23 protein-coding genes are annotated in these 22,336 nt (G+C 72.8%); 18 read left to right on the forward strand and 5 right to left on the reverse strand.

What is annotated here, in order from left to right:
• Window positions 1–3 precede the first annotated feature (3 nt).
• The 5 genes from argB to J2W21_RS05390 are packed head-to-tail and all read left to right on the forward strand — an operon-like array spanning window position 4 to window position 4,229.
• The gene (gene argB / locus J2W21_RS05370; protein ID WP_307113458.1) at window positions 4–969 is read left to right on the forward strand and encodes an acetylglutamate kinase; all 966 of its coding nucleotides are present in this window, start codon (window positions 4–6) and stop codon (window positions 967–969) included.
• Window positions 966–2,285: an acetylornithine transaminase gene (locus J2W21_RS05375; protein WP_307113459.1), complete on the forward strand. Its 1,320-nt coding sequence runs from the start codon at window positions 966–968 to the stop codon at window positions 2,283–2,285. The genes argB and J2W21_RS05375 overlap by 4 nt, the downstream gene beginning before the upstream one ends.
• A complete protein-coding gene (argF, locus tag J2W21_RS05380; protein ID WP_307113460.1) occupies window positions 2,282–3,253 on the forward strand; it encodes an ornithine carbamoyltransferase in 972 nt (323 codons plus the stop codon). The genes J2W21_RS05375 and argF overlap by 4 nt, the downstream gene beginning before the upstream one ends.
• Before the next feature lie 7 nt (window positions 3,254–3,260).
• The gene (locus J2W21_RS05385; RefSeq protein WP_307113461.1) at window positions 3,261–3,785 is read left to right on the forward strand and encodes an arginine repressor; all 525 of its coding nucleotides are present in this window, start codon (window positions 3,261–3,263) and stop codon (window positions 3,783–3,785) included.
• A 3-nt stretch (window positions 3,786–3,788) separates the two neighbouring features.
• A complete protein-coding gene (locus tag J2W21_RS05390; RefSeq protein ID WP_307113462.1) occupies window positions 3,789–4,229 on the forward strand; it encodes a VOC family protein in 441 nt (146 codons plus the stop codon).
• A 50-nt stretch (window positions 4,230–4,279) separates the two neighbouring features.
• On the opposite strand, the gene J2W21_RS05395 is transcribed toward J2W21_RS05390, so the two are convergent.
• Entirely contained in the window at window positions 4,280–5,074 is a 795-nt protein-coding gene (locus J2W21_RS05395) for a LysM peptidoglycan-binding domain-containing protein (RefSeq protein ID WP_307113463.1), read from the reverse strand.
• Between the two features lie 271 nt (window positions 5,075–5,345).
• On the opposite strand from J2W21_RS05395, the gene J2W21_RS05400 reads away from it, so the two are divergent.
• On the forward strand, window positions 5,346–6,209 hold the full coding sequence (locus J2W21_RS05400) for a nucleoside-diphosphate sugar epimerase (RefSeq protein ID WP_307113464.1): 864 nt from the start codon (window positions 5,346–5,348) through the stop codon (window positions 6,207–6,209).
• A gap of 9 nt (window positions 6,210–6,218) precedes the next feature.
• Here J2W21_RS05400 and J2W21_RS05405 read toward each other — a convergent pair whose 3' ends face one another.
• Window positions 6,219–6,797 (reverse strand): DinB family protein, encoded by a 579-nt coding sequence (locus J2W21_RS05405; protein WP_307113465.1) that lies wholly within the window; start codon window positions 6,795–6,797, stop codon window positions 6,219–6,221.
• A 106-nt stretch (window positions 6,798–6,903) separates the two neighbouring features.
• Here J2W21_RS05405 and J2W21_RS05410 point away from each other — a divergent pair, with 106 nt between their 5' ends.
• The 4 genes from J2W21_RS05410 (at window position 6,904) to J2W21_RS05425 (ending at window position 10,261) form a co-directional block, all read left to right on the forward strand.
• Window positions 6,904–7,368 carry a phage tail protein gene (locus J2W21_RS05410; RefSeq protein ID WP_307113466.1) on the forward strand — a complete coding sequence of 155 codons (465 nt, stop codon included), beginning with the start codon at window positions 6,904–6,906 and terminating at the stop codon, window positions 7,366–7,368.
• Between the two features lie 100 nt (window positions 7,369–7,468).
• Window positions 7,469–8,680, forward strand: coding sequence for an NAD(P)/FAD-dependent oxidoreductase (locus J2W21_RS05415; protein ID WP_307113467.1), 1,212 nt, complete (start codon window positions 7,469–7,471; stop codon window positions 8,678–8,680).
• Window positions 8,681–8,705: 25 nt separating this feature from the next.
• Window positions 8,706–9,602, forward strand: coding sequence for an RNA polymerase sigma-70 factor (locus J2W21_RS05420; RefSeq protein WP_307113468.1), 897 nt, complete (start codon window positions 8,706–8,708; stop codon window positions 9,600–9,602).
• A 56-nt stretch (window positions 9,603–9,658) separates the two neighbouring features.
• Window positions 9,659–10,261, forward strand: a complete 603-nt coding sequence (locus tag J2W21_RS05425; RefSeq protein ID WP_307113469.1) for a GNAT family N-acetyltransferase — start codon at window positions 9,659–9,661, stop codon at window positions 10,259–10,261.
• Between the two features lie 51 nt (window positions 10,262–10,312).
• On the opposite strand, the gene J2W21_RS05430 is transcribed toward J2W21_RS05425, so the two are convergent.
• From J2W21_RS05430 to J2W21_RS05440, 3 genes are read right to left on the reverse strand one after another with little or no spacing between them, the layout of a single operon-like run.
• Entirely contained in the window at window positions 10,313–10,855 is a 543-nt protein-coding gene (locus tag J2W21_RS05430; protein ID WP_307113470.1) for a DapH/DapD/GlmU-related protein, read from the reverse strand.
• A gap of 32 nt (window positions 10,856–10,887) precedes the next feature.
• Entirely contained in the window at window positions 10,888–11,454 is a 567-nt protein-coding gene (locus J2W21_RS05435; protein WP_307113471.1) for a GNAT family N-acetyltransferase, read from the reverse strand.
• Complete coding sequence (locus J2W21_RS05440) at window positions 11,451–12,527, reverse strand: M20/M25/M40 family metallo-hydrolase (RefSeq protein ID WP_307113472.1); 1,077 nt, start codon at window positions 12,525–12,527, stop codon at window positions 11,451–11,453. The genes J2W21_RS05435 and J2W21_RS05440 overlap by 4 nt, the downstream gene beginning before the upstream one ends.
• Before the next feature lie 182 nt (window positions 12,528–12,709).
• Between J2W21_RS05440 and J2W21_RS05445 the strand changes: the two genes are divergently transcribed.
• The 8 genes from J2W21_RS05445 to tyrS all read left to right on the forward strand — a co-directional run bounded on the left by J2W21_RS05445 (window position 12,710) and on the right by tyrS (window position 21,975).
• Window positions 12,710–13,915: an argininosuccinate synthase gene (locus J2W21_RS05445; RefSeq protein ID WP_307113473.1), complete on the forward strand. Its 1,206-nt coding sequence runs from the start codon at window positions 12,710–12,712 to the stop codon at window positions 13,913–13,915.
• A gap of 5 nt (window positions 13,916–13,920) precedes the next feature.
• On the forward strand, window positions 13,921–15,372 hold the full coding sequence (argH, locus tag J2W21_RS05450) for an argininosuccinate lyase (protein WP_307113474.1): 1,452 nt from the start codon (window positions 13,921–13,923) through the stop codon (window positions 15,370–15,372).
• A 65-nt stretch (window positions 15,373–15,437) separates the two neighbouring features.
• Entirely contained in the window at window positions 15,438–16,229 is a 792-nt protein-coding gene (locus J2W21_RS05455; RefSeq protein ID WP_307113475.1) for a PIG-L deacetylase family protein, read from the forward strand.
• Window positions 16,230–16,265: 36 nt separating this feature from the next.
• Window positions 16,266–17,012 (forward strand): maleylpyruvate isomerase family mycothiol-dependent enzyme, encoded by a 747-nt coding sequence (locus J2W21_RS05460; protein ID WP_307113476.1) that lies wholly within the window; start codon window positions 16,266–16,268, stop codon window positions 17,010–17,012.
• 5 nt (window positions 17,013–17,017) lie between these two features.
• Window positions 17,018–17,659, forward strand: a complete 642-nt coding sequence (locus J2W21_RS05465; protein WP_307113477.1) for a DNA-3-methyladenine glycosylase — start codon at window positions 17,018–17,020, stop codon at window positions 17,657–17,659.
• A gap of 69 nt (window positions 17,660–17,728) precedes the next feature.
• Entirely contained in the window at window positions 17,729–18,298 is a 570-nt protein-coding gene (locus J2W21_RS05470; RefSeq protein ID WP_307113509.1) for an adenine phosphoribosyltransferase, read from the forward strand.
• Window positions 18,299–18,389: 91 nt separating this feature from the next.
• Window positions 18,390–20,651 (forward strand): HelD family protein, encoded by a 2,262-nt coding sequence (locus J2W21_RS05475; protein ID WP_307113478.1) that lies wholly within the window; start codon window positions 18,390–18,392, stop codon window positions 20,649–20,651.
• A gap of 13 nt (window positions 20,652–20,664) precedes the next feature.
• Entirely contained in the window at window positions 20,665–21,975 is a 1,311-nt protein-coding gene (tyrS, locus tag J2W21_RS05480; protein WP_307113479.1) for a tyrosine--tRNA ligase, read from the forward strand.
• The last annotated feature ends 361 nt before the right edge of the window (window positions 21,976–22,336 follow it).

Here is a 22,336-nt window from a genome sequence, read left to right on the forward strand (position 1 = left end):
ACGATGACTGACGCACGCACCGACCCGCAGAGTCCCAACCTCCGCCTCGCCATGGACAAGGCCGAGACCCTCATCGAGGCCCTGCCCTGGATCCAGAAGTTCGCCGGCACCACGATGGTGGTCAAGTACGGCGGCAATGCGATGGTCAACGACGAGCTCCGCCGCGCGTTCGCTGAGGACATCGTCTTCCTGCACCACGTCGGCATCCGCCCCGTGGTGGTCCACGGGGGCGGGCCGCAGATCAGCGCGATGCTGGGCCGGGTGGGCATCGAGAGCGAGTTCAAGGGCGGGCTGCGCGTCACGACCCCGGAGGCCATGGACATCGTCCGCATGGTCCTCACCGGCCAGGTGGGCCGCGAGCTCGTAGGCCTGATCAACTCGCACGGCCCCTACGCCGTGGGCCTCTCAGGCGAGGACGCGGGCCTCCTCCGCGCCGTCCGCACCGGCGCCGTCGTGGACGGCGAAGAGGTGGACCTCGGCCTCGTCGGCGAGGTGGTCGGCGTCGAGCCCGGCGCCGTGCTGGACATCCTCGAGGCCGGCCGCATCCCCGTGATCTCCGGCGTCGCCCCCGAGGTCGAGGACGCGGAGGCGGCCGACGGCGCCGCCCCCTACCAGCCGACCGGCCAGGTCCTCAACGTCAACGCGGACACGGCCGCGGCCGCGGTCGCGGTGGCCCTGAAGGCCTCGCGCCTCGTGATCCTCACCGACGTCGAGGGCCTGTACCGGAACTGGCCGGACCGGGACTCGCTCGTCTCGCAGATCTCCGCCTCGGAGCTTCGCGAGATGCTGCCCGGCCTCGCCTCCGGCATGATCCCGAAGATGGCAGCCTGCCTCAAGGCCGTCAGCGAGGGGGTGGACCGCGCAGCCATCGTGGATGGCCGCAGCCCGCACACCATGCTCCTCGAGATCTTCACCAACGCCGGCGTCGGGACCCAGGTGGTCCCCGACGGGGAAGGAACGCGCGCATGAGCCAGGACAGCAGGCAGAGCACCGAGAACGCACCGGAGGCCCGCCCCGCCTCGGAGCTCGCGGGGACCTCGAGCGGGAGCGAGTGGCTCTCGCGCTACTCGGATTCGCTCATGGGCGTGTTCGGGACGCCGCAGCGCGTCCTGGTCCGCGGGCAGGGCTGCTACGTGTGGGACGCCGACGGGAAGCAGTACCTCGACCTCCTCGGCGGCATCGCCGTCAACGCCCTCGGCCACGCGCACCCGTTCGTGACGAGCGTGATCTCCTCGCAGCTGGCCACGCTCGGGCATGTCTCGAACTTCTTCACGAGCCCCACCCAGGTGGCCCTCGCCGAGAAGCTCCTCGAAGTCACCGGCGCCCCGGCCGGATCCAAGGTCTTCTTCGCGAACTCCGGGACCGAGGCCAACGAGGCCGCGTTCAAGCTCGCGCGCCGCAACGCCGGCACCGCCGAGGAGCCGAGGACCAAGGTCGTCGCCCTCGAGGGCGCCTTCCACGGCCGCACCATGGGAGCCCTCGCCCTCACGGCGAAGAAGGCCTACCGCGAGCCGTTCGAGCCCCTCCCGGGAGGCGTGGTCCACGTGCCGTTCGGCGACGTCGACGCCCTCGCCGCGGCCGTGGACTGCACCACGCAGGCCGTGTTCCTCGAGCCGATCCAGGGCGAGGCCGGCGTCGTGCCCCTCCCGCCCGGATACCTCGCCGCGGCGCGGAAGATCACGCGCGACGCCGGCGCCCTCCTGATCGTCGACGAGGTCCAGACGGGCATGGGCCGCACCGGCACGTGGCTCGCGATCGAGGGCTCCGGGATCGTGCCCGACGCGGTCACCCTCGCCAAGGGCCTCGGCGGCGGCTTCCCGATCGGCGCCCTCGTCACGTTCGGCGAGGAGAACAGCGCCCGCCTCACCGCGGGCCAGCACGGCACCACGTTCGGGGGGAACCCGGTAGCGACGGCGGCCGCGCTCGCCACGCTGCACACGATCGAGACGCAGGGAGTCCTCGCCAACGTCCGGGCCGTGGGGGAGCGGCTGCGCGACGCGCTCGCCCACCTGCCCGAGGTCGTCGAGGTGCGCGGGCGCGGGCTGCTCCTCGGCATCGATCTGGCGGCCCCCGCCGGGGTGCCCGACGGCGCGAACCTGGCCGCCGCCGTCGTCAACGCCGCCCTCGAGGCGGGCTTCATCGTCAACGCGCCGGGCCCGCGCACCATCCGCCTCGCCCCGCCCCTCATCCTCACGGCCCAGCAGGCCGACACGTTCGTCGCCGCGCTGCCCCGGCTCGTGGCCACCGCCGCCGAGCGGCTCGCGGCAGAAAAGGAGACCCAGTGACCACGCGCCACTTCCTCAAGGACACCGACCTCAGCCCCGCCGAGCAGGCCGAGGTCCTCGACCTCGCCGTGCGGATGAAGGCCGCGCCCTACTCGGTGCAGCCGCTCGCCGCCGAGGGCTCCGCCCGCAAGACCGTGGCGGTCATCTTCGACAAGACCTCCACGCGGACGCGCGTGTCCTTCTCGGCCGGCGTGTCCGACATGGGCGGCACCCCGCTCATCATCAACCCGGGCGAGAGCCAGATCGGGCACAAGGAGTCGGTCGAGGACACCGCCAAGGTCCTCGAGCGCATGGTCGCAGCCATCGTGTGGCGCACCGGGGCCCACCAGGGCCTGGTCGACATGGCCGCGAACTCCCGCGTCCCGGTGGTCAACGCGCTCTGCGACGACTACCACCCCTGCCAGCTCCTCGCGGACCTGCTCACGGTCAAGGAGCACAAGGGCGAGCTCGCCGGCCTGTCGATGGCCTACCTCGGCGACGCGGCGAACAACATGGCCAACTCCTACCTCCTCGCCGGCGTCACGGCGGGCATGCACGTGCGCATCGCCGGGCCCGAGGGCTACCTCCCCGCGGCTGACGTCGTGGCGGAGGCCGAGGCCGTCGCCGCCCAGACCGGCGGATCGGTGCTCGTCACCGTCGATCCGGCCGCCGCCCTCGAGGGCGCCGATGTGGTCACCACGGACACCTGGGTCTCAATGGGCCAGGAGGCGGAGAAGGAGGCGCGCCTGTCGCTCTTCCGCGACTACTCGGTCGACGCCGCCGCGATGGCCAAGGCCGCGCCCGACGCCGTGTTCCTCCACTGCCTCCCGGCCTACCGCGGCTACGAGGTCGCCGCCGAGGTCATCGACGGCCCGCAGTCCGTCGTGTGGGACGAGGCCGAGAACCGCCTGCACGCCCAGAAGGCCCTGCTCGCGTGGGTCCTGCACTACTCGGGCCAGGCCGTCGTCGAGGGCCTCCCGGCCCTCTGACGAGGCGATGACCATGACAGCGGTTCCGGGCGCCGCCCCGCAGACGAAGGCCGCCCGCCAGGCGCGCATCCGAGCGCTCCTGGCGGGGCAGCCGGTGCGCTCGCAGGCCGAGCTCGCCGCTCTCCTCGCGGACGACGGCGTGCAGGTCACCCAGGCGACCCTCTCCCGCGACCTCGTGGAGATCGGGGCCGTCCGGGTCCGAGGCGCCGACGGCGGCCTCGTCTACGCGGTCCGGGGCGAGGGCGGGGACCGCAGCCCCCGCCTCGGGCAGGCCCCCGAGGTCCTCGACGCCCGGCTCGCGAAGCTCTGCGCCGACCTGCTCGTGACTGCCGAGTCCAGCGCGAACATCGTGGTGCTGCGCACCCCGCCCGGCGCGGCGAACTTCCTGGCGCTCGCGATCGACCATTCGGTGATCCCCTCGATCCTCGGCACCATCGCCGGGGACGACACGGTCATGATCGTCACCCGCGATCCCTCTGGGGGAGAGGCCGTCGCGGCCCGCTTCCTCGACCTCGCCTCCCAGGGGGCCTGAGCCATGGCACGGGTGCGGCGCCTCGACCACGTGGGCATCACCGTGGCGGACCTCGAGGCGGCCACGGCGTTCTTCGTCAGCCTGGGCCTCGAGGTCGAGGGCCGGATGGCCATGGAGGGCGAGTTCGTCGACACGGTCATCGGCATTCCCGGCTCCCGCAGCGAGATCGTCATGCTGCGGCCGCGCGACGGAGGCGCCGGCGTGGAGCTGTCCAGCTTCGTCCGGCCCGCCCACGAGCCGGGCTCGCCTGCCGCGATGTCCACCGAACTGGGGCTGCGCAACGTGGCCTTCGAGGTGGAGGACCTCCAGGCGGCCGTCGAGCGGCTGGCCGCGGACGGCTACGGCCTCGTCGGCGGGGTGGGCGAGTACGAGCACGCCTGGCGCATGGCCTACGTGCGCGGCCCGGAGGGGATCATCGTGGCCCTGGCCGAGCGGATCGACTAGCGTCCAAGGGCCGATGAGTCATTTCCTGATGGGCTGGTTCGGGTCCACGCTCAGGGTCTGGCCCGGGGCCAGCTCCCCGAACGGGCGTCCAGGTAGGTGGAGGAGGCTGGAGGGCCCGGCTTGGCGGTGGGGTTGGCCCTGTACAGGTCCTGCACCCCCAGGTTGAAGCGTTCCAGCACCCCGTCTTCGGTGTCGCCCGGGGCGGTCGTGTACGTCTCGGGGAGCCCCTGTGAGTCGGCGGTGAAGGTTCCCTGCGCGCCGACGGCGGCCTGGTCGAGCGGGGCCAGGCGCAGGCGCGTGCCCGGGGGAATCGGTGCGTCGGCGGCAAGGCCCGGATTGAGGGCCAGCAGCCGCCCGCGGGTCCGCCGCACCCTGTAGCCGATGCCGTCGAGGCTGTCCCCGGCCACGGTCCAGTAGTAGTCAGGGTTCCCCACCATGTTGTAGAGGATGTTCCCGGTACCCGAGCGCGGGTTGACCGGGTGCTTCTGCAGCTGGATGGTCCTGCCGGCCTGGGGGTACGGACGGAGCTGCGTGTGGCGTTCGGCGGGGACCATGTTGGCCTCGTCCAGCTGCTCGACGGTCAGGCCGAACCGGTAGGAGATTCCGTCGGTCCCGTCCTCCGGCGCGGCCGTGTAGGTCAGCGGGACGCCTGCCGCGTCCACGGTCGATGCGCCTTCGGCGCCGTCAATCGGTACGTCCGCCGGGATGAGGCGCAGCTTCGTCCCGGCGCCCAGCGGAGCGCCGGGGGAGAGGGCGTTGAACTCGGCGATCTTCACCGCTGACAGCCTGAGTGCTGTGCTGAGCGCGGCCAGGGTGTCGCCGGCCGCGGTGATGTAGTAGTCCACGTTGCCGAACGAGTCCGCGATTCGTTGGCCCTTCGGGGCAGATGCCTGCTGTCAAGACCAGATCCCCCCGGACGGACGGCCCACGGCCGGCATAGTTGCAGAAGGCAATCAAGGCGAGCATAGACCACACCTGCGGCGGGTGCCGTAGAGTGTGCAGGTTCTGCAGGAGGGAAGCGAGGGGGCAGCTGTGCGGGCAGTCCTGTTGGGCGGTACCGGGGCGATGGGCGGGGCGACCGCCCTGCAGCTTGCGCGGCGCGGGTGGGATGTCGACGTGACCGGACGGGACTCCGCAAGGATGCCCGCGGACCTCGTGGCCGCCGGGGTGCGCTTCCACCGGGTGGAGCGGGGCGACACCCGCGGCATCGGGCGCCTCCTGGGCAGCGGCGCCGACCTCATGGTGGACCTGGTGGCCTACACGGCCGACCACGTCAGGGCCCTCCTGCCGGTGATGGGAGAGGTGGCCTGCCCGGTGCTCATCTCGAGCCGCGCGGTCTACCTGGACGGGTCCGGCAGGCATGTCAACGGCGCCGAACCGCCACGCTTCGACGGGCCCATCCGGGAGGACGCGCCGACGCTTCCCCCCGCCGGGGACCACGTGGACCCGTACACGCGGGAGGGCTACGCGCCGTGCAAGGCCGCCGCCGAGCGGGCAGCCCTCGATTCGGGACTGCCGGTCACGGTGCTCCGTCCCGGAAAAGTGCACGGCCCGTGGGCCCGCAACCCGCGCACCAAGGGCATCGTCGATCGGATGCTCGACGGCGAGCCGACCATCCGCCTGGCCGAGCCGGACACCGCGGACCACCTCAGCGCGGCCGCCAACGTCGCCGCCCTTATCGGCACGGTCGCCCAGCATCCGGGCGCCCGTGTGCTCAACGCCGCCGATCCGGACACGCCGACCGCGGCGGAGATCGTCCGGGTCATCGCGGCGCGCCTCGCGTGGCCCGGCACCGTGGTGCGCGTCGCGGAGGGCGACGACGGGGCGCACCCCTGGCGGACCCCGATGATGCTCGACACCACGGCCGCGCAGGAGCTCGGCTACCGGCCCCTCGGCCGGGCCGTCGATCTGCTCGGCCACGAGGTCGACTGGGTGCGGGCCGTACGCGCCGGCACCGGGGCCAGCGCACCCGGTAGTTGAAGGGGTCGGTCAGAACTTGTCCGCGAGGGCGGTGAGCTTCTGCACGTACGCGGACCAGTCCTGGTCCGGGAGGTTGCTGCTGTCCACGATGAGGCCCGCCGCGCCGTCGATTCCCTCGCGGAGGATGTCGGCATGGCCCGCATGCCGGGCGAGGTCGGCAAGGACGTGCACGAGGACGCGGCCGAGCGTCACCTCGCCGTCGTTCCACCAGGGAACGCGACCGGGGGCGTCGAGGGGCAGGGCCTCGATGGTGGCGTCGGCGAACGCCCAGACGCGACGGTAGAGGTCGACGATGCCGGCCGCGCTCTCGCGCTCCGTCGCGTACCAGTCGGCCTGCGGGTCCGCCTCGACCTCGGCATCCGAGACCCGCTCCTGGGGCGTGAGCCACGGGCGGCCGAAGGTGTCGCCGAAGTACCCGATCTCCACGTTCGCAGCATGCTTGACGATGCCGAGCAGGTTGGTCCCGGTCGGCGTGCGCGGCGTCCTCAGCTCCCGCTCGCCGAGCCCGTCGAGTTTCCACAGGAGCGCCTCGCGGGCCTCCTGGAGGTAGTGCCTGAGCGCGTCCTTGGGGTCGGTGAGGTCCGTCATGCCTGCATTCTGCTACGGCAGCATCCGATCGATCAGGAATCGAGAAGGGGCGTCGCAGGTCCAGCCGTAGTGTGGGCGGTGCAAGGACCACTTCGAGGAGCGACAGATGCCGTACACCGTAGATTTCAAGGACGTGTCCACCGTGGGACTCGAATCGTCCCCCGTCGCGGAGGCCCTGGCCGGGCTGAGGGCCAATGAGTCCCGCTACTTCAAGAACAAGTACGACCACGACTTCACCGTCACCCCGGCCAGTGAGGCCCCCGAGACCCTCGAGTGGATCCAGCGGATCCTCGCCGAGGAGCGCAGCCTGACCATCGCCTCGCGCCCGCTCGAGGTCACCTCCTTCGAGGTGGACGGCATCAGGATGGCCTACGTGTTCTACGAGTCGGGCCTCTCGATCAACGTCATGTACTCCCTCGACGACGGCGGCAAGCGGGCGGTGGGCTTCAAGCTCTCCCAGGGCATGGAAGTCCCCGAGGAACTCGCGGGCACCTTCAAGTTCGCCCGGCAGAAGTCGAAGCTCGCCGGCGAGATCCGTGGCTCCTACTTCGTGATCAAGGGCGAGCACTGATCCCAGGACCCGGGGGGGAGCGGGCTGTCACACGGCGAGGCCGGCCGGTGTCCTATGGCTGGAATCCCGAGACGACGGGACCAGACGAGAAGGAGACACCGTGGGTGAGAACACCGGCACAGGGCGCCACCGCGTCGTCGTCATCGGCGGAGGGTACGCCGGCACCATGGCGGCCAACCGCCTGACCCGCAGGGACGCAGAGGTGACGCTCGTCAATCCCCGCCCCGAGTTCGTCGAGCGGATCCGGCTGCACCAGCTCGTCGGCGGGACGCACGACGCCGTTCACCGCCTCCGCGACGTCCTGGCCGAGCGCGTCGCCCTCGTCGTGGACGAAGCGACCAGGATCGACACTGCTCGGGGCGCCGTGGACCTCGCCTCCGGGCGGACCCTCGAGTACGACTACCTCGTGTACGCCGTCGGGAGTGCCGGGGCCGAACCGACCGTGCCGGGCGCGGCCGAGTTCGCCCACCCGCTGTCGACCCTCGAGGACGCCCGGCGGGCGCGGGCGGCGGTCGAGGCGGCGCCGCTGGGGGCGCCAGTGGCGGTTGTGGGCGGCGGCCCCACCGGGATCGAGGCCGCCGCCGAGCTTGCCGAGCGGGGCCGGCCGGTCACGCTCGTCACCGGCGGCGTGCTCGGCCCCTCCCTGCACCCGGCAGCCCGGCGGGCGCTCGCCGCCCGCCTGCGCGCGCTGGGCGTCCTGGTGCTCGACGGCGCCGGCGCCCGGGCCGCCGAGGTGGGCCCCGCCGTCGTGCGCCTCGACGACGGCCGCGCGGTCCGCAGCGACGTGACCCTCTGGACCGCCGGATTCGGGGTCCCAGACCTCGCCGCCCGCAGCGGCCTGAGCACCGACGGGGCGGGCCGTCTCCTCACGGACGAGACCCTCACGAGCGTGGACGATCCGCGGATCGTGGCCGCCGGCGACGCGGCCGCGCCCTCCGGGGCGCCGTACCGGATGAGCTGCCAGGCGGCGCTCCCGCTGGGGTCGCACGCGGCCGATGTGCTGCTCGCCCGCATGGCGGGCACGACGCCGCCCACGGTCGCCGTGGGCTTCGTGGGCCAGTGCCTCAGCACGGGGCGCAGCTCGGGCCTCGTCCAGACCGCCTCGACGGACGACCGGGCCAGGGCGCCCTTCGTCCGCGGGCGGGCAGCGGCGGCCATCAAGGAGGCCGTCTGCTGGTCGACCTACGCCGGGCTCGTCGTCGAGGGCCGGCACCCGGGTCTCGTGCAGTGGGCCTTCGTCAAGGACGGCCGCCGCCGGCGCCTGCTCGAGGCACCGCGCCGCTGCGACGCCGCCAGGTCCCGGACCGCGTAGCGTGGACGGGCGAGAGGGAGTGCCGATGACGGACGGAGCTGCCGACCGGGCCACCACCGTGTTCGTGGCCCACCGCAATCTGCTGTTCACGGTGGCCTACGAGATGCTCGGCTCGGCCGCCGACGCCGAGGACGTCCTCCAGGAGACCTGGCTGCGGTGGTCCGCGGTGGACCTCGGGCAGGTCCGCGACGAGCGGGCCTACCTCGTGCGGATCACCACTCGCCAGGCCCTCAACCGGCTGCGGACCCTGAGCCGCCGCAGGGAGTCGTACGTGGGTCCGTGGCTGCCCGAGCCCCTCCTCACCGCTCCGGATGTGGCCGACGACGTCGAGCTGGCCGAGAGCGTCTCGATGGCCCTCATGCTCGTGCTCGAGACCCTCGCCCCGATCGAACGCGCGGTGTTCGTGCTGCGGGAGGTGTTCGACTTGGGCTACGACGAGATCGCCGCAGCAGTCGGGAAGGCCCCCGCGGCCGTGCGGCAGATCGCCCACCGCGCTCGGCGGGGCGTCGAGGCCCGCAGGCCCCGCGAGACGCCCGCCCCGGCCGAGGTCAGGGCGGCCTTGGCCTCGTTCCAGCGCGCGGTCGACACCGGCGACCTCCAAGGGCTGCTCGACGTGCTCTCACCCGAGGTCGTCCTCGTCTCCGACGGCGGAGGGCTCAGGCAGGCGGCCCGGAAGCCCATCCTCGGGGCAGAGAAGGTCCTGCGGTTCTTCGCCGGAATCCTGGCGAAGGCCCCCGGCCCGGTCACGAGCGAGCAGACCCAGGTCAACGGCGCGCCCGGCCTCCTGTTCCGCATCGGCGGCGAGCTCGACGGCGTCCTGGCCGTGCGCCTGGACGGCTCCCTGGTCGCGGGCATCTACTACGTCCGCAACCCCGAGAAGCTCCACCGCGTCGGGACCGAGGCGGAGCTCAGGCTCGGATGACGTGCGCGGCCGGACCCGGCATGTACAGGGCTCCGCGCGAGTCCTACCCTGAGGCGGTGGACACGGCAGACGAGGGGGCGGGCACCCTTCCCGACGGCCTCACCGTCGTGGCGCTCAGTTCCGCCACCTGGGATGCCTTCGCGGACCTGGCCGAGCGCAACAACGGCGTCTTCGGCGGGTGCTGGTGCATGTGGTTCCAGACCTTCTACGCCGACAAGCGGCTCGCCGAGGAGGACAACCGCACCCAGAAGCGCCGCCTCGTCGACGAGGGCAGGGCGCACGCTGCGCTCGTCCTGCAGGACGGGGAGGCCGTGGCCTGGTGCGAGTACGGCACACCTGACGAGCTGCCGAACATCTACCACCGCAAGCAGTACGAGGCCGAGCTCGATGTGCTGCCGGACTACCGGCTCACGTGCATCTTCGTGGACAGGCGCCACCGCCACCGCGGCCTCTCCTCGGTCGCCGTCCGGGGCGCGCTCCGGCTCATCGCGGAGGCAGGCGGGGGCGTCGTGGAGGGCTACCCGCACGACACCGGCGGTGCGCGCCAAGCAGTCCTCTACAACGGCACCAGACGGCTCTTCGAGGCCGCGGGGTTCGAGTACATCCGCCCCAAGGGCAGCAAGAACTGCGTCATGCGCACCGTCGTCGCGGCCGCCTGAGCCGCTCGGGCCCGGTTCGCCCGGCCCACGTTGTGCCCGGCCTCCCGGGGGTCACCACTGCCGGCGCACCGCGGCCTTCGCTCCGGTGACCAGGGTCGCCGGAGGGACGTCGTCGGCCACGACGGCGCCCGCGGCGATGACGGCGTCGCGCCCGATGCTGACGCCGGGCAGGATCGTGGCGCCAGCGCCGATCCACACGTTCTCCGCCACGTCGATGGGCGCGCCGGTGAGCCACAGCCGCCGCTCGGCGGGGTCGACCGGATGGCCGTTCGTGATGAACGTGACCCCGGGCCCGACCATGACGCGTTCGGCCAGCCGGATCCCCGCGTAGTCGAGGAAGGTGCAGTTCTGGTTGATGAACACCCGCTCGGCGAGGTCGAGCCTGAGGCCGTGGTCGGTGTAGAAGGGCGGGTAGATCGTCACGCGCGGCGGCAGCGGCCTGCCCAGGATCTGCTCGAAGAGCGCGGCCTTGCCCTCCTCGTCGTCGAAGGGCATGACGTTGAGGCGGGAGGTCAGCTCGGTGACACGCAGCACGCGTTCGCTCATCGCCTGGAACTCCGGGCTGTGGACGGCCATGAATCTCTCGCGGGACACCGCCCCATCCTCTCCTGCCGGCGCCGCCCCGGCTACCCGAGCCGCGCGAACGGTGCGGCGTAGCGGAAGGTGCCCCGCGCGCCGTCGTCTGCGGACAGCAGGCGCACCTGGAACAGCTCGCCCCAGGCGGGGTCCGGAGCGGCCACACCGTGGCGGGCGGCGGGCTCCCAGCCGTGGGCGCCGTAGTACGCGGGGTCGCCGAGGAGCGCGATGAGGCGCTCGCCCCGGGCCTCGGCAGTGCGGACGGTCGCCTCGAGCAGCGCCGCGCCGATGCCCCGGCCCTGACGGTCCGGCCGCACGGAGATCGGCCCGAGGCCCAGGGCCGGCACAGGCTCGCGGCCGGGCGCGTCGAGCCAGCCGCGGGTCGTGATGGCGTGGCCGACGACGGCGCCCTCCTCCTCCGCGACGAGGGCCAGCTCGGGCAGGTACCCCGCGTCGGCGCGGAGCCACTCGAGCAGCGCGGCCTCCCCGGGGTCGCCCGTCGCGTCCACGGGCGGTGCCGAGTGGGCGGCCCGGGCGAACGCCGCCGCGGTCACGGCGCGGACGGCGGGGAAGTCCCGGGGATGCTCGGGACGGACGACGGCGGCCCCCCGCCTCACGCCGCCCTCCCGCCGCGGGTGCCGAACGAGGCCAGCAGGAGCGCCTCGGCGAGGACCGCCCTGTGGAAGTCGTCCAGGTCGATGGACTCGTCGGCGCCGTGGGCGCGCGAGTCCGGGTCCTCCACCCCGGTGATGAGCACCTGCGCCGACGGATACCGGGCGGCGACTTCGGCCGCGGCGGGGATCGAGCCGCCCACCCCCATGAGCACGGGGTCCACGCCCCAGGCCTCCTTCATCGCCTGCAGCATGCTCTGGGCGGGCCCCGAGGCGGCGTCGCCGGCGAAGGCCCTCGTCGCGGCGCCGGCCGTCACGGTGATGCGCGCGCCGAGCGGGACGTTGGCCTCGAGGTGGGCGCGCACCGCGGCCAGCGCACGCGCCGGGTCGTCCCCGGGGGCGAGCCGGAGACTGAACCTCGCCCGGGCAGAAGGGACGATCGCGTCCGCGGACAGGGCCACGGGCGGGGCGTCGATGCCGATGACGGACAGGGCCGGCTTGGTCCACAGTCGGGAGGCGATGCTGCCGGAACCGGCAAGCTGCACGCCCGGCAGCACCCCGGCATCGAGCCGGTAGTCCTCCTCGCTCAGCTCCATCCTGCCCTCGTCCCAGCCCACGAGGCCGCCCTCCTCGCCGAGCGCCCGGACCAGGGCGCGGCACGCGGCCAGGTGGAGGACCACACCGCCCTTGTTGTCCGCCACCCCGCGTCCGAACAGCCGTCCCCGCCGCTCGACGGCCTCGAAGGGCGGGCTGTGCCAGGCCGCGAGGTCCCCGGTCGGTTGGACGTCGTGGTGGGCGTAGAGGAGCACGGTGGGGCATCCCGCCGCCGCGGGCCGGTGCGCGAGGACGGCGGGGGCGCCGGGCATCCCGTCGGGCTTCGCCGCGCGCACGATGCCGACCTCCGGGAACCCGGCGTCCTCGAACAGTTCGGCCACGAGGGCCGCGCTGTGCTCGAGGTGCCGCAGGTCCGCCCCTGCCCACGCGGAGCCGGGAATGGACACGAGCCTGCGCAGATCGCCGAGGGCCTCGTCTGCCCCCGCCCGGACGTGCGCCCGCAGGAGCTCGGTGCAGTGCGCCATGGTTCCACCCTTCCACCCGGCTCCGCTGCCGCCAAGCGCTGTACGGCGCAGTGGCGGACGGCGGAGAATGCCTCCAGTGCCTCTCGGGCCGAGATTGCGGTCCATGCATATCTATGTAGACTGATGCATAACAATTCGTGCTGGCCGCGCTGCCATGCATCCCCCTGCTGAAGGAGTACACCGTGAAGGATCGCATCGTCCTCGCCTACTCGGGCGGTCTGGACACCTCCGTCGCGATCGGCTGGATCGCCGACGCGACCGGCGCCGAGGTCGTCGCCGTCGCGGTCGACGTCGGCCAGGGCGGCGAGAACATGGAGACGGTCCGCCAGCGCGCCCTGGGCTGCGGCGCCGTGGAGGCCTACGTCGCCGACGCGCGCGACGAGTTCGCGGACGAGTACTGCATGCCGACCCTCAAGGCGAACGGCCTCTACCAGGGCCACTACCCGCTCGTGTCCGCGATCTCCCGTCCGGTCATCGTCAAGCACCTCGTGAAGGCCGCCCGCGAGTTCGGCGCGACCACGGTGGCGCACGGCTGCACGGGCAAGGGCAACGACCAGGTCCGCTTCGAGGTGGGCATCCAGACCCTCGGCCCCGACCTGAAGTGCATCGCCCCGGTGCGAGACCTCGCACTCACCCGCGACAAGGCGATCGCCTACGCGGAGGAGAAGCACCTCCCCATCGTCACCACGAAGAAGAACCCCTACTCGATCGACCAGAACGTGTGGGGCCGCGCGGTGGAGACGGGCTACCTCGAGGACATCTGGAACGCCCCGACCAAGGACATCTACGACTACACGGCCACGCCCGAGTTCCCCCCGGCCCCCGACGAGGTGACGATCACCTTCGCCCAGGGCGTGCCGACGGCGCTCGACGGCGTCGCGATGTCCCCGCTGCAGATCATCCAGGAGCTCAACCACCGCGCCGGCGCCCAGGGCGTTGGCCGCATCGACGTGGTCGAGGACCGCCTCGTGGGCATCAAGTCCCGCGAGATCTACGAGGCGCCCGGCGCCATGGCCCTCATCACCGCCCACAAGCACCTCGAGGACATCACGATCGAGCGCGAGCACGCCCGCTTCAAGGCGGGCGTGGACCGCCGCTGGAGCGAGCTCGTGTACGACGGGCAGTGGTTCTCCCCGCTCAAGCGCGCCCTCGACGTCTTCATCGACGACTCCCAGAAGTACGTCTCCGGCGACATCCGCATGGTCCTGCACGGCGGCACCGCGGTGGTCAACGGCCGCCGCTCCGACACCTCCCTGTATGACTTCAACCTCGCCACCTACGACACGGGCGACACGTTCGACCAGTCCAACGCGAAGGGCTTCATCGACATCTGGGGCATGTCCTCGAAGGTGGCCTCGACCCGCGACCAGCGCGCCGCGGGGGAGTAGCCCGGATGGCTGAGCAGAATGCGGCGGAGCACCAGCCCGCGGCACAGCACGGGACGAACACGGGAGCGCTCTGGGGCGGCCGCTTCGCCGGGGGACCGGCGGACGCGCTCGCCGCGCTGAGCAAGTCCACGCACTTCGACTGGCGGCTGGCCCGCTACGACATCGCCGGCTCCCGGGCCCACGCCCGGGTCCTGCACCGCGCAGGCCTGCTCGACGACGCCGAGCTCGCCGGCATGCTCGACGCCCTGGACCGGCTGGACGCCGATGTGGCGTCCGGAGCCTACGTCGCGGCCGAGTCGGACGAGGACGTGCACGGCTCGCTCGAGCGCGGCCTCATCGAGCGTGCGGGGGCCCACCTGGGCGGCAAGCTGCGGGCCGGGCGCTCGCGCAACGACCAGGTGGCCACCCTCGGGCGCATGTTCCTGCGCGACCACGCGCGGGTCATCGCCCGAGGCGTCCTGGCCACGGTCGATGCCCTCGTGGCCCAGGCCGAGGCGCACCCGGAGGCCGCGATGCCCGGCCGGACGCACCTCCAGCACGCCCAGCCCGTGCTGCTCAGCCACCACCTGCTCGCCCACGCGTGGGCGCTGCTGCGCGACGTCCAGCGCCTGCAGGACTGGGACCGCCGCGCGGCGGTGTCCCCCTACGGCTCGGGCGCGCTCGCGGGCTCGTCCCTCGGGCTCGACCCGGAGGCCGTCGCCGCCGACCTCGGCTTCGACTCGGCCGTGCACAACTCGATCGACGGCACCGCCTCCCGCGATGTCTTCGCCGAGTTCGCGTGGGTCGCGGCGATGATCGGGGTGGACCTCTCCCGCATCTCCGAGGAGGTCATCCTCTGGGCCACGAAGGAGTTCTCCTTCGTCACGCTCGACGACGCCTACTCGACCGGCTCGAGCATCATGCCGCAGAAGAAGAACCCGGACGTGGCCGAGCTCGCCCGGGGCAAGGCCGGACGCCTCATCGGCGACCTCACGGGCCTGCTCGCGACCCTCAAGGGCCTCCCTCTCGCCTACAACCGCGACCTGCAGGAGGACAAGGAGCCGGTCTTCGACGCGGCGGACACGCTCGAGCTCCTGCTCCCGGCCGTGTCCGGCATGGTGGCCACGCTCGTCTTCAACACCGAGCGCATGGCCGCCCTCGCCCCGCAGGGCTTCGCCCTCGCGACGGACATCGCCGAATGGCTCGTGCGCCAGGGCGTCCCGTTCCGCGAGGCCCACGAGCTCTCCGGGGCAGCCGTCAAGCAGGCCGAGTCCCGCGGCGTCGAGCTGTGGGACCTCACGGACGAGGAGTACGCGGCGATCAGCCCCGCGCTGACCCCCGAGGTCCGCTCAGTGCTCTCCACGGAGGGATCCCTGGCGAGCCGGAGCGTCCAGGGGGGCACCGCGCCGTCGGCCGTCGCCCGGCAGCTGCAGGCCCTCAAGGCGCAGCTGGCCGACGCCCGGACGTTCGCCGGCTGAGCTCGCGCACCACTTCGCGGCGGCCGTCCCTTCCCGGGGCGGCCGCCGCGGCGCATCATCATTGCGTGCCCCCGCGCACCCTCATGCTCGTCGTGGCGCACCCGGACGACGACGCGATCGGAATCGCCGGCTCGATCGCCCTGCACGGCGACGAACCGGGCTTCAGGTTCGCCCTCGTCCACGCGACCGACGGGGGCGCGGGCATGATCGCCCCCGGGACGGACACGAACCGCGCCGACCTCGGCCGGTACCGCCGCGGCGAGGACGAGCGGGCCTGGTCCGCGCACGGGCGGGGACCCGACCGCCACGAATGGCTCGGCTACGAGGACGGCTGCCTCTGCGATGCCGACTTCGACGGGCTCACGGCCCGCATCCGGGCCCTGCTGGAGGAAGAGCGCCCGGACGTCGTGGCCACCTTCGGGCCGGATGGCGTGACGGGGCACCCCGACCACATCGCCGTCGGCTCTGCCACGGATGCCGCCTTCCTCGCGCTCGCGGGGCGCGGCGGCCCTGGCCTGAAGCGCCTCCTGCACTGGGCCCTGAAGGAATCCACCTGGCTGCGCATCAACGCGGCCCGCACCTCGAGCGGACTGCCGCCCTGGGATCCCGCGCAGGTGTACCACTTCCGGGGCATCCCCGACGAGCTCGTCGACATGCGGGTGGACACCCGCGCCGTCGCCGAGCGGGTCGTCGCCGGGCTCGCCGAGCACCGCAGTCAGCGGCTCTCGCTCTTCGAGCATCCGCTCGCGCACGCGGCCTGGCTCGCTGCGGCCTCGCACGAGCACTTCGTGCAGGCCTGGCCCCCGCGCGAGCGGCGCGGGCCGCTCCTGACCGACATCTTCGAGGGCCTCGGCTAGGTCCCGCGCGGGCCCCGACTGGCTAGGCTGGAGAGCATGGGAACCGACGCCGCAGCCCCGACCGACCCCGAGCTCCTCGCCGCCCTCCGCGCGGCGGCAGAGGGGATCCACCACGAGATCGGGGGCCTCGGGGAGGACTCCGTCGCGGCGCCGTCCGAGCTGCCCGGATGGACCCGCGGCCACGTCCTGGCCCACATCGAGGGGATCGCGGCCGCACTGGCCCGGCAGGCCGAGCTTGCCCGCCGGCGCGAGCAGGCCGACCTCTACGACGGCGGCAAGGCTGCCCGCGACCGTGCCATCGAATCCGGCGCGCGGGCCTCCGCCCAGGTGCACCGACGCCGCACGGGCGCGGCCGTGGACCGCGCCGTCGCCGCGTTCGCCGCACTCGACCCGGCCGAGTGGGACACCCCGGTCCGCTTCCGCGACGGGGTGGTGCGGGACGCAGGGCTCGCCCTGTGGCGCGAGCTGGTGGTCCACCGCAGCGACCTCGGGACCGGATGCACGCAGCAGGAGTGGACTGCCGGCTTCTGCCGCCACCTCGTCGACTTCCTCGCCCCGCGCGTCCCCGAGGGCCAGATGTTCGTCCTGCGCCCGGCGGGCGGCGAGCCGATCCGGCTCGGCGGCGGCAGCGACGGCGTCGTGCTCACGGGGCGCCTGCAGGACCTCGCGGCCTGGCTCGCCGGCCGCCCCGTCTCCCACGGCGCCGTCCGCGCCGAGCGCGACGGCCAGGCGGTCCCGCTGCCCGAGCTCGGACCGTGGCCGTCCGCGCTCCCCGCGGCCTAGCAGCCGTGGACTTCGACACCCTGGTCCACTGGCTCCTGCGGGACCCCGTCGCCGTCGCCCCCGACCTCCTCGGCGCCGTGCTCTCGCACACGACGCCGGAGGGGACCGTGGCCGTCCGCCTCACGGAGGTGGAGGCCTACCGGGGGCACCGGGACTCCGAGCATCCGGACCCCGGCTCGCACTCCTACAACGGCCGCACCCCCCGCAACGAGGCCATGTGGGGCCCTCCCGGGCGCCTGTACGTGTACTTCACCTACGGGATGCACTTCTGCGCGAACATCGTGTGCGGCCCGGCGGGGAGCTCCTCGGGCTGTCTGCTCAGGGGCGGCGAGGTGGTCGACGGCCTCGCGCTCGCACGGTCGCGGCGCCCCGCGGCCAAGCGGGACGCGGAGCTCGCCCGGGGCCCGGCGCGCCTGGCCCAGGCGCTCGCCATCGGCCGCGCGGACAACGGCGCGGCGCTCGACGGCGGCCGGTTCCGGCTCGAGCCCCCGGCCCACCGCGCCGCCGGGGTGCTCTCCGGCCCGCGCGTGGGGGTGGCCGGGGCCGGCGGCTCGGCCGACTACCCGTGGCGCTTCTGGCTCCCCGGGGAGCCGAGCGTCTCCCCATACCGCGCCGCGAAGGCCCGCCCGCCCCGGACAACCCTCTGAAGGTCGCCGACTGGAGGTCATCTCCTGGAGATTCGGTAACGTGGACCCGTGAATGAACCGAGCCCAGAGATGACGCCGAACTCCCGGGACCGCGCGGCGGCCCCGCCCGGCGCCGCGGTGGGAGAGATCCTCGACCGCCTCTGCGCGACGGTGCCGGACTATCCGAAGCCCGGGATCATCTTCAAGGACCTCACCCCGGCGTTCGCCGATCCGGAGGGCCTGCGCGCCATCGTGGACGCGATCGTCGCGCCGTTCGCGGGCCAGTTCGACCTTGTCGCAGGCATCGAGGCGCGCGGCTTCCTGCTGGCCGCCGCCGCAGCCTATGCGACCGGCACGGGCGTCCTCACGGTCCGCAAGGCCGGGAAGCTCCCGCGCGAGACCTTCCTGGAGGAGTACGCCCTCGAGTACGGCACGGCCGCCCTCGAGGTGCACACCACGGACATCCCCGCGGGCTCCCGCGTCCTGGTGCTCGACGACGTCCTCGCCACCGGCGGCACGGTCGGCGCCGCGGTGCGCCTGGTGGGCCGGTGCGGCGGCGAGATCGTGGGCGTGGGCGTCGTGCTCGAGCTCGAAGGGCTCGGCGGCCGCGAGGCCCTCTCGGGGCACCGCGTGCACTCCCTCCAGCGCCTCGGCGACTGATCTCCCGTCCCCTCCGGCCCGGTGGACGCTGGGTCCGCCGGAATCGCAGTAGAATGGACGGTCAAACTTTTCTTGTTAGGGGAAGGCAAGGATGCTCGACGCCGATCTCGCCCATGAACGGGACTACGTCAGGGGTCTCTACACGCGTCTCGATGAGCTGCGTGAGGAGAAGCGCGGCCAGCTGGCGGCGGTCCGCAAGGCCGGCGCCATCGGCTCGATCCAGAATGTGTCGGAACGCGACGCGTTCGCCGCGATGTACGAGGACCGCCTCGCCCAGCTGGACGCGGTGGAGAACCGCCTCGTGTTCGGCCGCCTCGACCTCGACGGCGGTGAGTCCCAGTACATCGGTCGCATCGGCCTGAGCACCGACGACCTGCGCCGCCTGATGGTCGACTGGCGCGCCCCGGAGGCGAGCCACTTCTACCAGGCCACGGCTTTCGACCGGCAGGGAGTGCGCCGGCGACGCCACCTCATCCTGCAGGGCCGGGAGGTCGTCGCCATCGAGGACGACGTCCTCGACTCCGACATGCTCACCGAGGGCACCGCGCACCACCAGGGCGAGGGGGCGCTGCTTGCCGCCCTGAACTCGAAGCGCACGGGCCGCATGGCGGACATCGTCAGCACGATCCAGGCCGAGCAGGACCGCATCATCCGGGCCCCCATGGCCGGCGCCCTCGTGGTCCAGGGCGGCCCCGGCACCGGCAAGACCGCGGTGGCCCTGCACCGGGCGGCGTACCTGCTGTACTCGCACCGCGACCGCCTCAAGAGCGCCGGGGTGCTGCTCGTGGGCCCGTCGTCGTCCTTCATGAAGTACATCGAGCGGGTGCTGCCCTCGCTCGGTGAGACCGGCGTCGTGATGTCCAGCGTCGGCCGGCTCATGCCGGGCATCACGGGCGTTCCCGAGAAGGATCCCCGCATCGCCGCGCTCAAGGGCAGCCAGCGCATGGTTCCGCTCATCGCCGCCGCGGTGGCGAACCGGCAGCGTGTCCCCTCCTCGGACCGTGTGCTCGAGGTCGAGGGCTACCGGCTGCTGCTCACCCCGCGCCAGGTGCGCCGGGCGCGGGACAAGGCCCGGGCCACCGGCAAGCCGTACAACGAGGCCCGGAACACGTTCGTGAAGATCCTCCTGCGCGAGCTCACCGAGCAGCTGCAGTCCAAGGTCGAGGCGAGCGGCTCGGGCAACACCACCGACCGCTCGTACCTCGCCGAGGACGTGCGGCAGTCCCGCGACGTGCGCGTGGCGGTGAACCTGTGCTGGATGCCGATGACCGCGGAGAAGCTCGTGGCCGAGCTCCTGGGCCGGCGGAGCATCCTCGACGCGGTCGCCCAGGATCTCACCGAGGAGGAGCGCGACCTCCTGCACCGCCCCGAGGACGCGCCGTGGACCGAGGCGGACGTGCCGCTGCTGGATGAGGCGGCTGAGCTGCTCGGCGAGCTCGACGCGGTGACGGGCCACGAGGCGGCGCGCCGCGAGGCCGAGCGCCGCCGCGACCTCGAGAACGCCCAGCAGACCCTCAAGAACATCGACGCCGCACTGCGCGAGCAGGGGATCGACGGCGTCGTCGAGGCCGAGGACCTCGTGGCCTTCCAGCAGGAGCCCGAGGTCCGCCTCACCGCCGCCGAGCGCGCGGTGGGGGACCGCACCTGGGCCTACGGGCACATCATCGTCGACGAGGCGCAGGAGCTCTCCTACATGCAGTGGCGCCTGCTGGTGCGCCGCTGCCCGCTCAAGTCGTTCACGATCGTCGGGGATATCGCCCAGACCTCCTCGGCGGCCGGCGCCTCGTCGTGGGGCCGGGCCCTGCGTCCGTTCTTCGGCGACCGGTGGACGCTCGAGGAGCTCACGGTCAACTACCGCACGCCGGCGCAGATCGCCGAGGCGGCCGCCCGCATGGCCGCGGCCGCCGGGCTCGTGGTCTCGGCGCCCAAGGCGGTGCGGGAGGGACGCTGGGACCCGATCGTCGAGCGGGTGGAGGCGGGCGCCGTCGTGCCCCGCCTGCTGGAAGTGCTCCCCGAGGAGCTCGAGGCGGCCGACGGCGGTCTGGTCGCCGTCATCGCCGAGGCACCACTGCTCGGGGCGGCGCGCGATGCCCTGCGCGACGTGTACGGATCACGGGTCGGCGGGGGAGCAGGCAGCTTCGAGCAGGACATCGTGGTGCTCGATCCGCGGGAGGCGAAGGGCCTCGAGTTCGACGTCGTCGTGGTCCTCGAGCCCTCGGCGCTGCTCGACCACGAGTACGGCAAGGTGGGCGACCTCTACGTGGCCATGACCCGTCCGACGCAGCGGCTGCGCCTCATCTCGGAGGGGCCGCTCCCGGCCGGCATCGAGCAGGGGAAGCGCGGGCGTGGCTGATACCGTAGAGGCCGTGCCGCAGACAGCAATCCTCGACTCCCAGAAGAACGATCCGAGCTTCCCGAACATCTGGCAGGAGCTCGTGTGGCGTGGCCTGGTCCACGTCTCGACCGACGAGGGCGAGCTCGAAGAGCTCCTCTCCGGGGAGCCGATCACGTACTACTGCGGCTTCGACCCCACCGCCCCGAGCCTCCACCTGGGCAACCTCGTCCAGCTGCTCGTGCTCCGCCGGCTGCAGCTGGCCGGGCACAAGCCGCTCGGCCTCGTCGGGGGCTCCACAGGCCTGATCGGCGATCCCCGCCCCACCGCCGAGCGCACGCTCAACACCAAGGACACGGTCGCGGAGTGGGTGGGCTACCTCAAGGCGCAGGTGAGCCGCTTCCTCTCCTTCGAGGGGGAGAACGCGGCGCGGATCGTGAACAACCTCGACTGGACCGCCCCGCTCTCGGCCATCGACTTCCTGCGCGAGATCGGCAAGCACTTCCGCGTCGGCACCATGCTGCGCAAGGACGCGGTCGCCTCGCGCCTGAGTTCGGACGAGGGCATCTCCTACACCGAGTTCAGCTACCAGATCCTGCAGGGCATGGACTACCTCGAGCTCTACCGGCAGTACGGCTGCGTCCTCGAGACGGGCGGCTCCGACCAGTGGGGCAACCTCACGAGCGGCACCGAGCTGATCCGCAAGGTCGAGGGCAAGACGGTCCACGCGCTCGGCACGCCGCTGATCACCAACGCCGACGGCACGAAGTTCGGCAAGAGCGAGGGCAACGCCATCTGGCTCGACGCGGCCATGTGCTCGCCGTACACCTTCTACCAGTTCTGGCTCAACACCTCGGATGCGGACGTGGTCGACCGCCTCAAGGTGTTCACCTTCCTCACCCGCGCCGAGATCGAGGACCTCGAGGCCGCGGTCGCCGGGCGGCCGTTCGCCCGCGAGGCCCAGCGGCGCCTCGCCTTCGAGGTGACCTCCCTCGTGCACGGAGTCGACGCGACGGAGAAGGTCATCGCCGCCTCCGCGGCGCTCTTCGGCAACGGCGACCTCGGGGTGCTCGACGAGGGCACCCTCTCCGCCGCGACCGCGGAACTGACGACGGCGGCGGTGACGGCCGAGCAGCTCGGGATCGTCGAGCTGCTGGTCGCCACCGGGCTGGCGGAGAGCAAGTCGGCGGCGCGGCGGACGGTCGGCGAGGGCGGCGCCTACGTGAACAACACCAAGATCACGGACCCCGAGGCGGCGGTGACCGCCGAGGACGCGCTGCATGGGCGCTACTTCCTCGTGCGGCGCGGCAAGAAGAACCTGGCGACCGCCGTCCTCGAGGGCTGAGGCGCGCACGGAAGCATCCCGGAAGGGCCCCCACGGCAGCCGCCGTGGGGGCCCTTCGCGCGTGGTCAAGGCGACACGCCCGGGCTGCGCGGACGAGTTGCACGGGGCCCGGGCGGCGGGTAATGTATTCCGAGTCGCCAACGCAGAGCGGAGGCGGAAAACCTCGATCATCCCTTCGGGAAATGCTCGGAGTGCTGGCCTTCTGGCCAGAACATCCTGCAGCGCCTCGAAAAGGAAAACGGAAAGCCGATTTGAAAACGGCGGCCCGGATCGGGTAGGATTGAATCTTGTTGCCGCGGGGATGTGGCCGGCCGGTTGGCTGGTCGGAGTACCTGCGGGGGCGTGTTGTTTGAGAACTCAA

The organism is Sinomonas atrocyanea, from assembly GCF_030811715.1.
GTDB classification, from domain to species: domain Bacteria; phylum Actinomycetota; class Actinomycetes; order Actinomycetales; family Micrococcaceae; genus Sinomonas; species Sinomonas atrocyanea_A.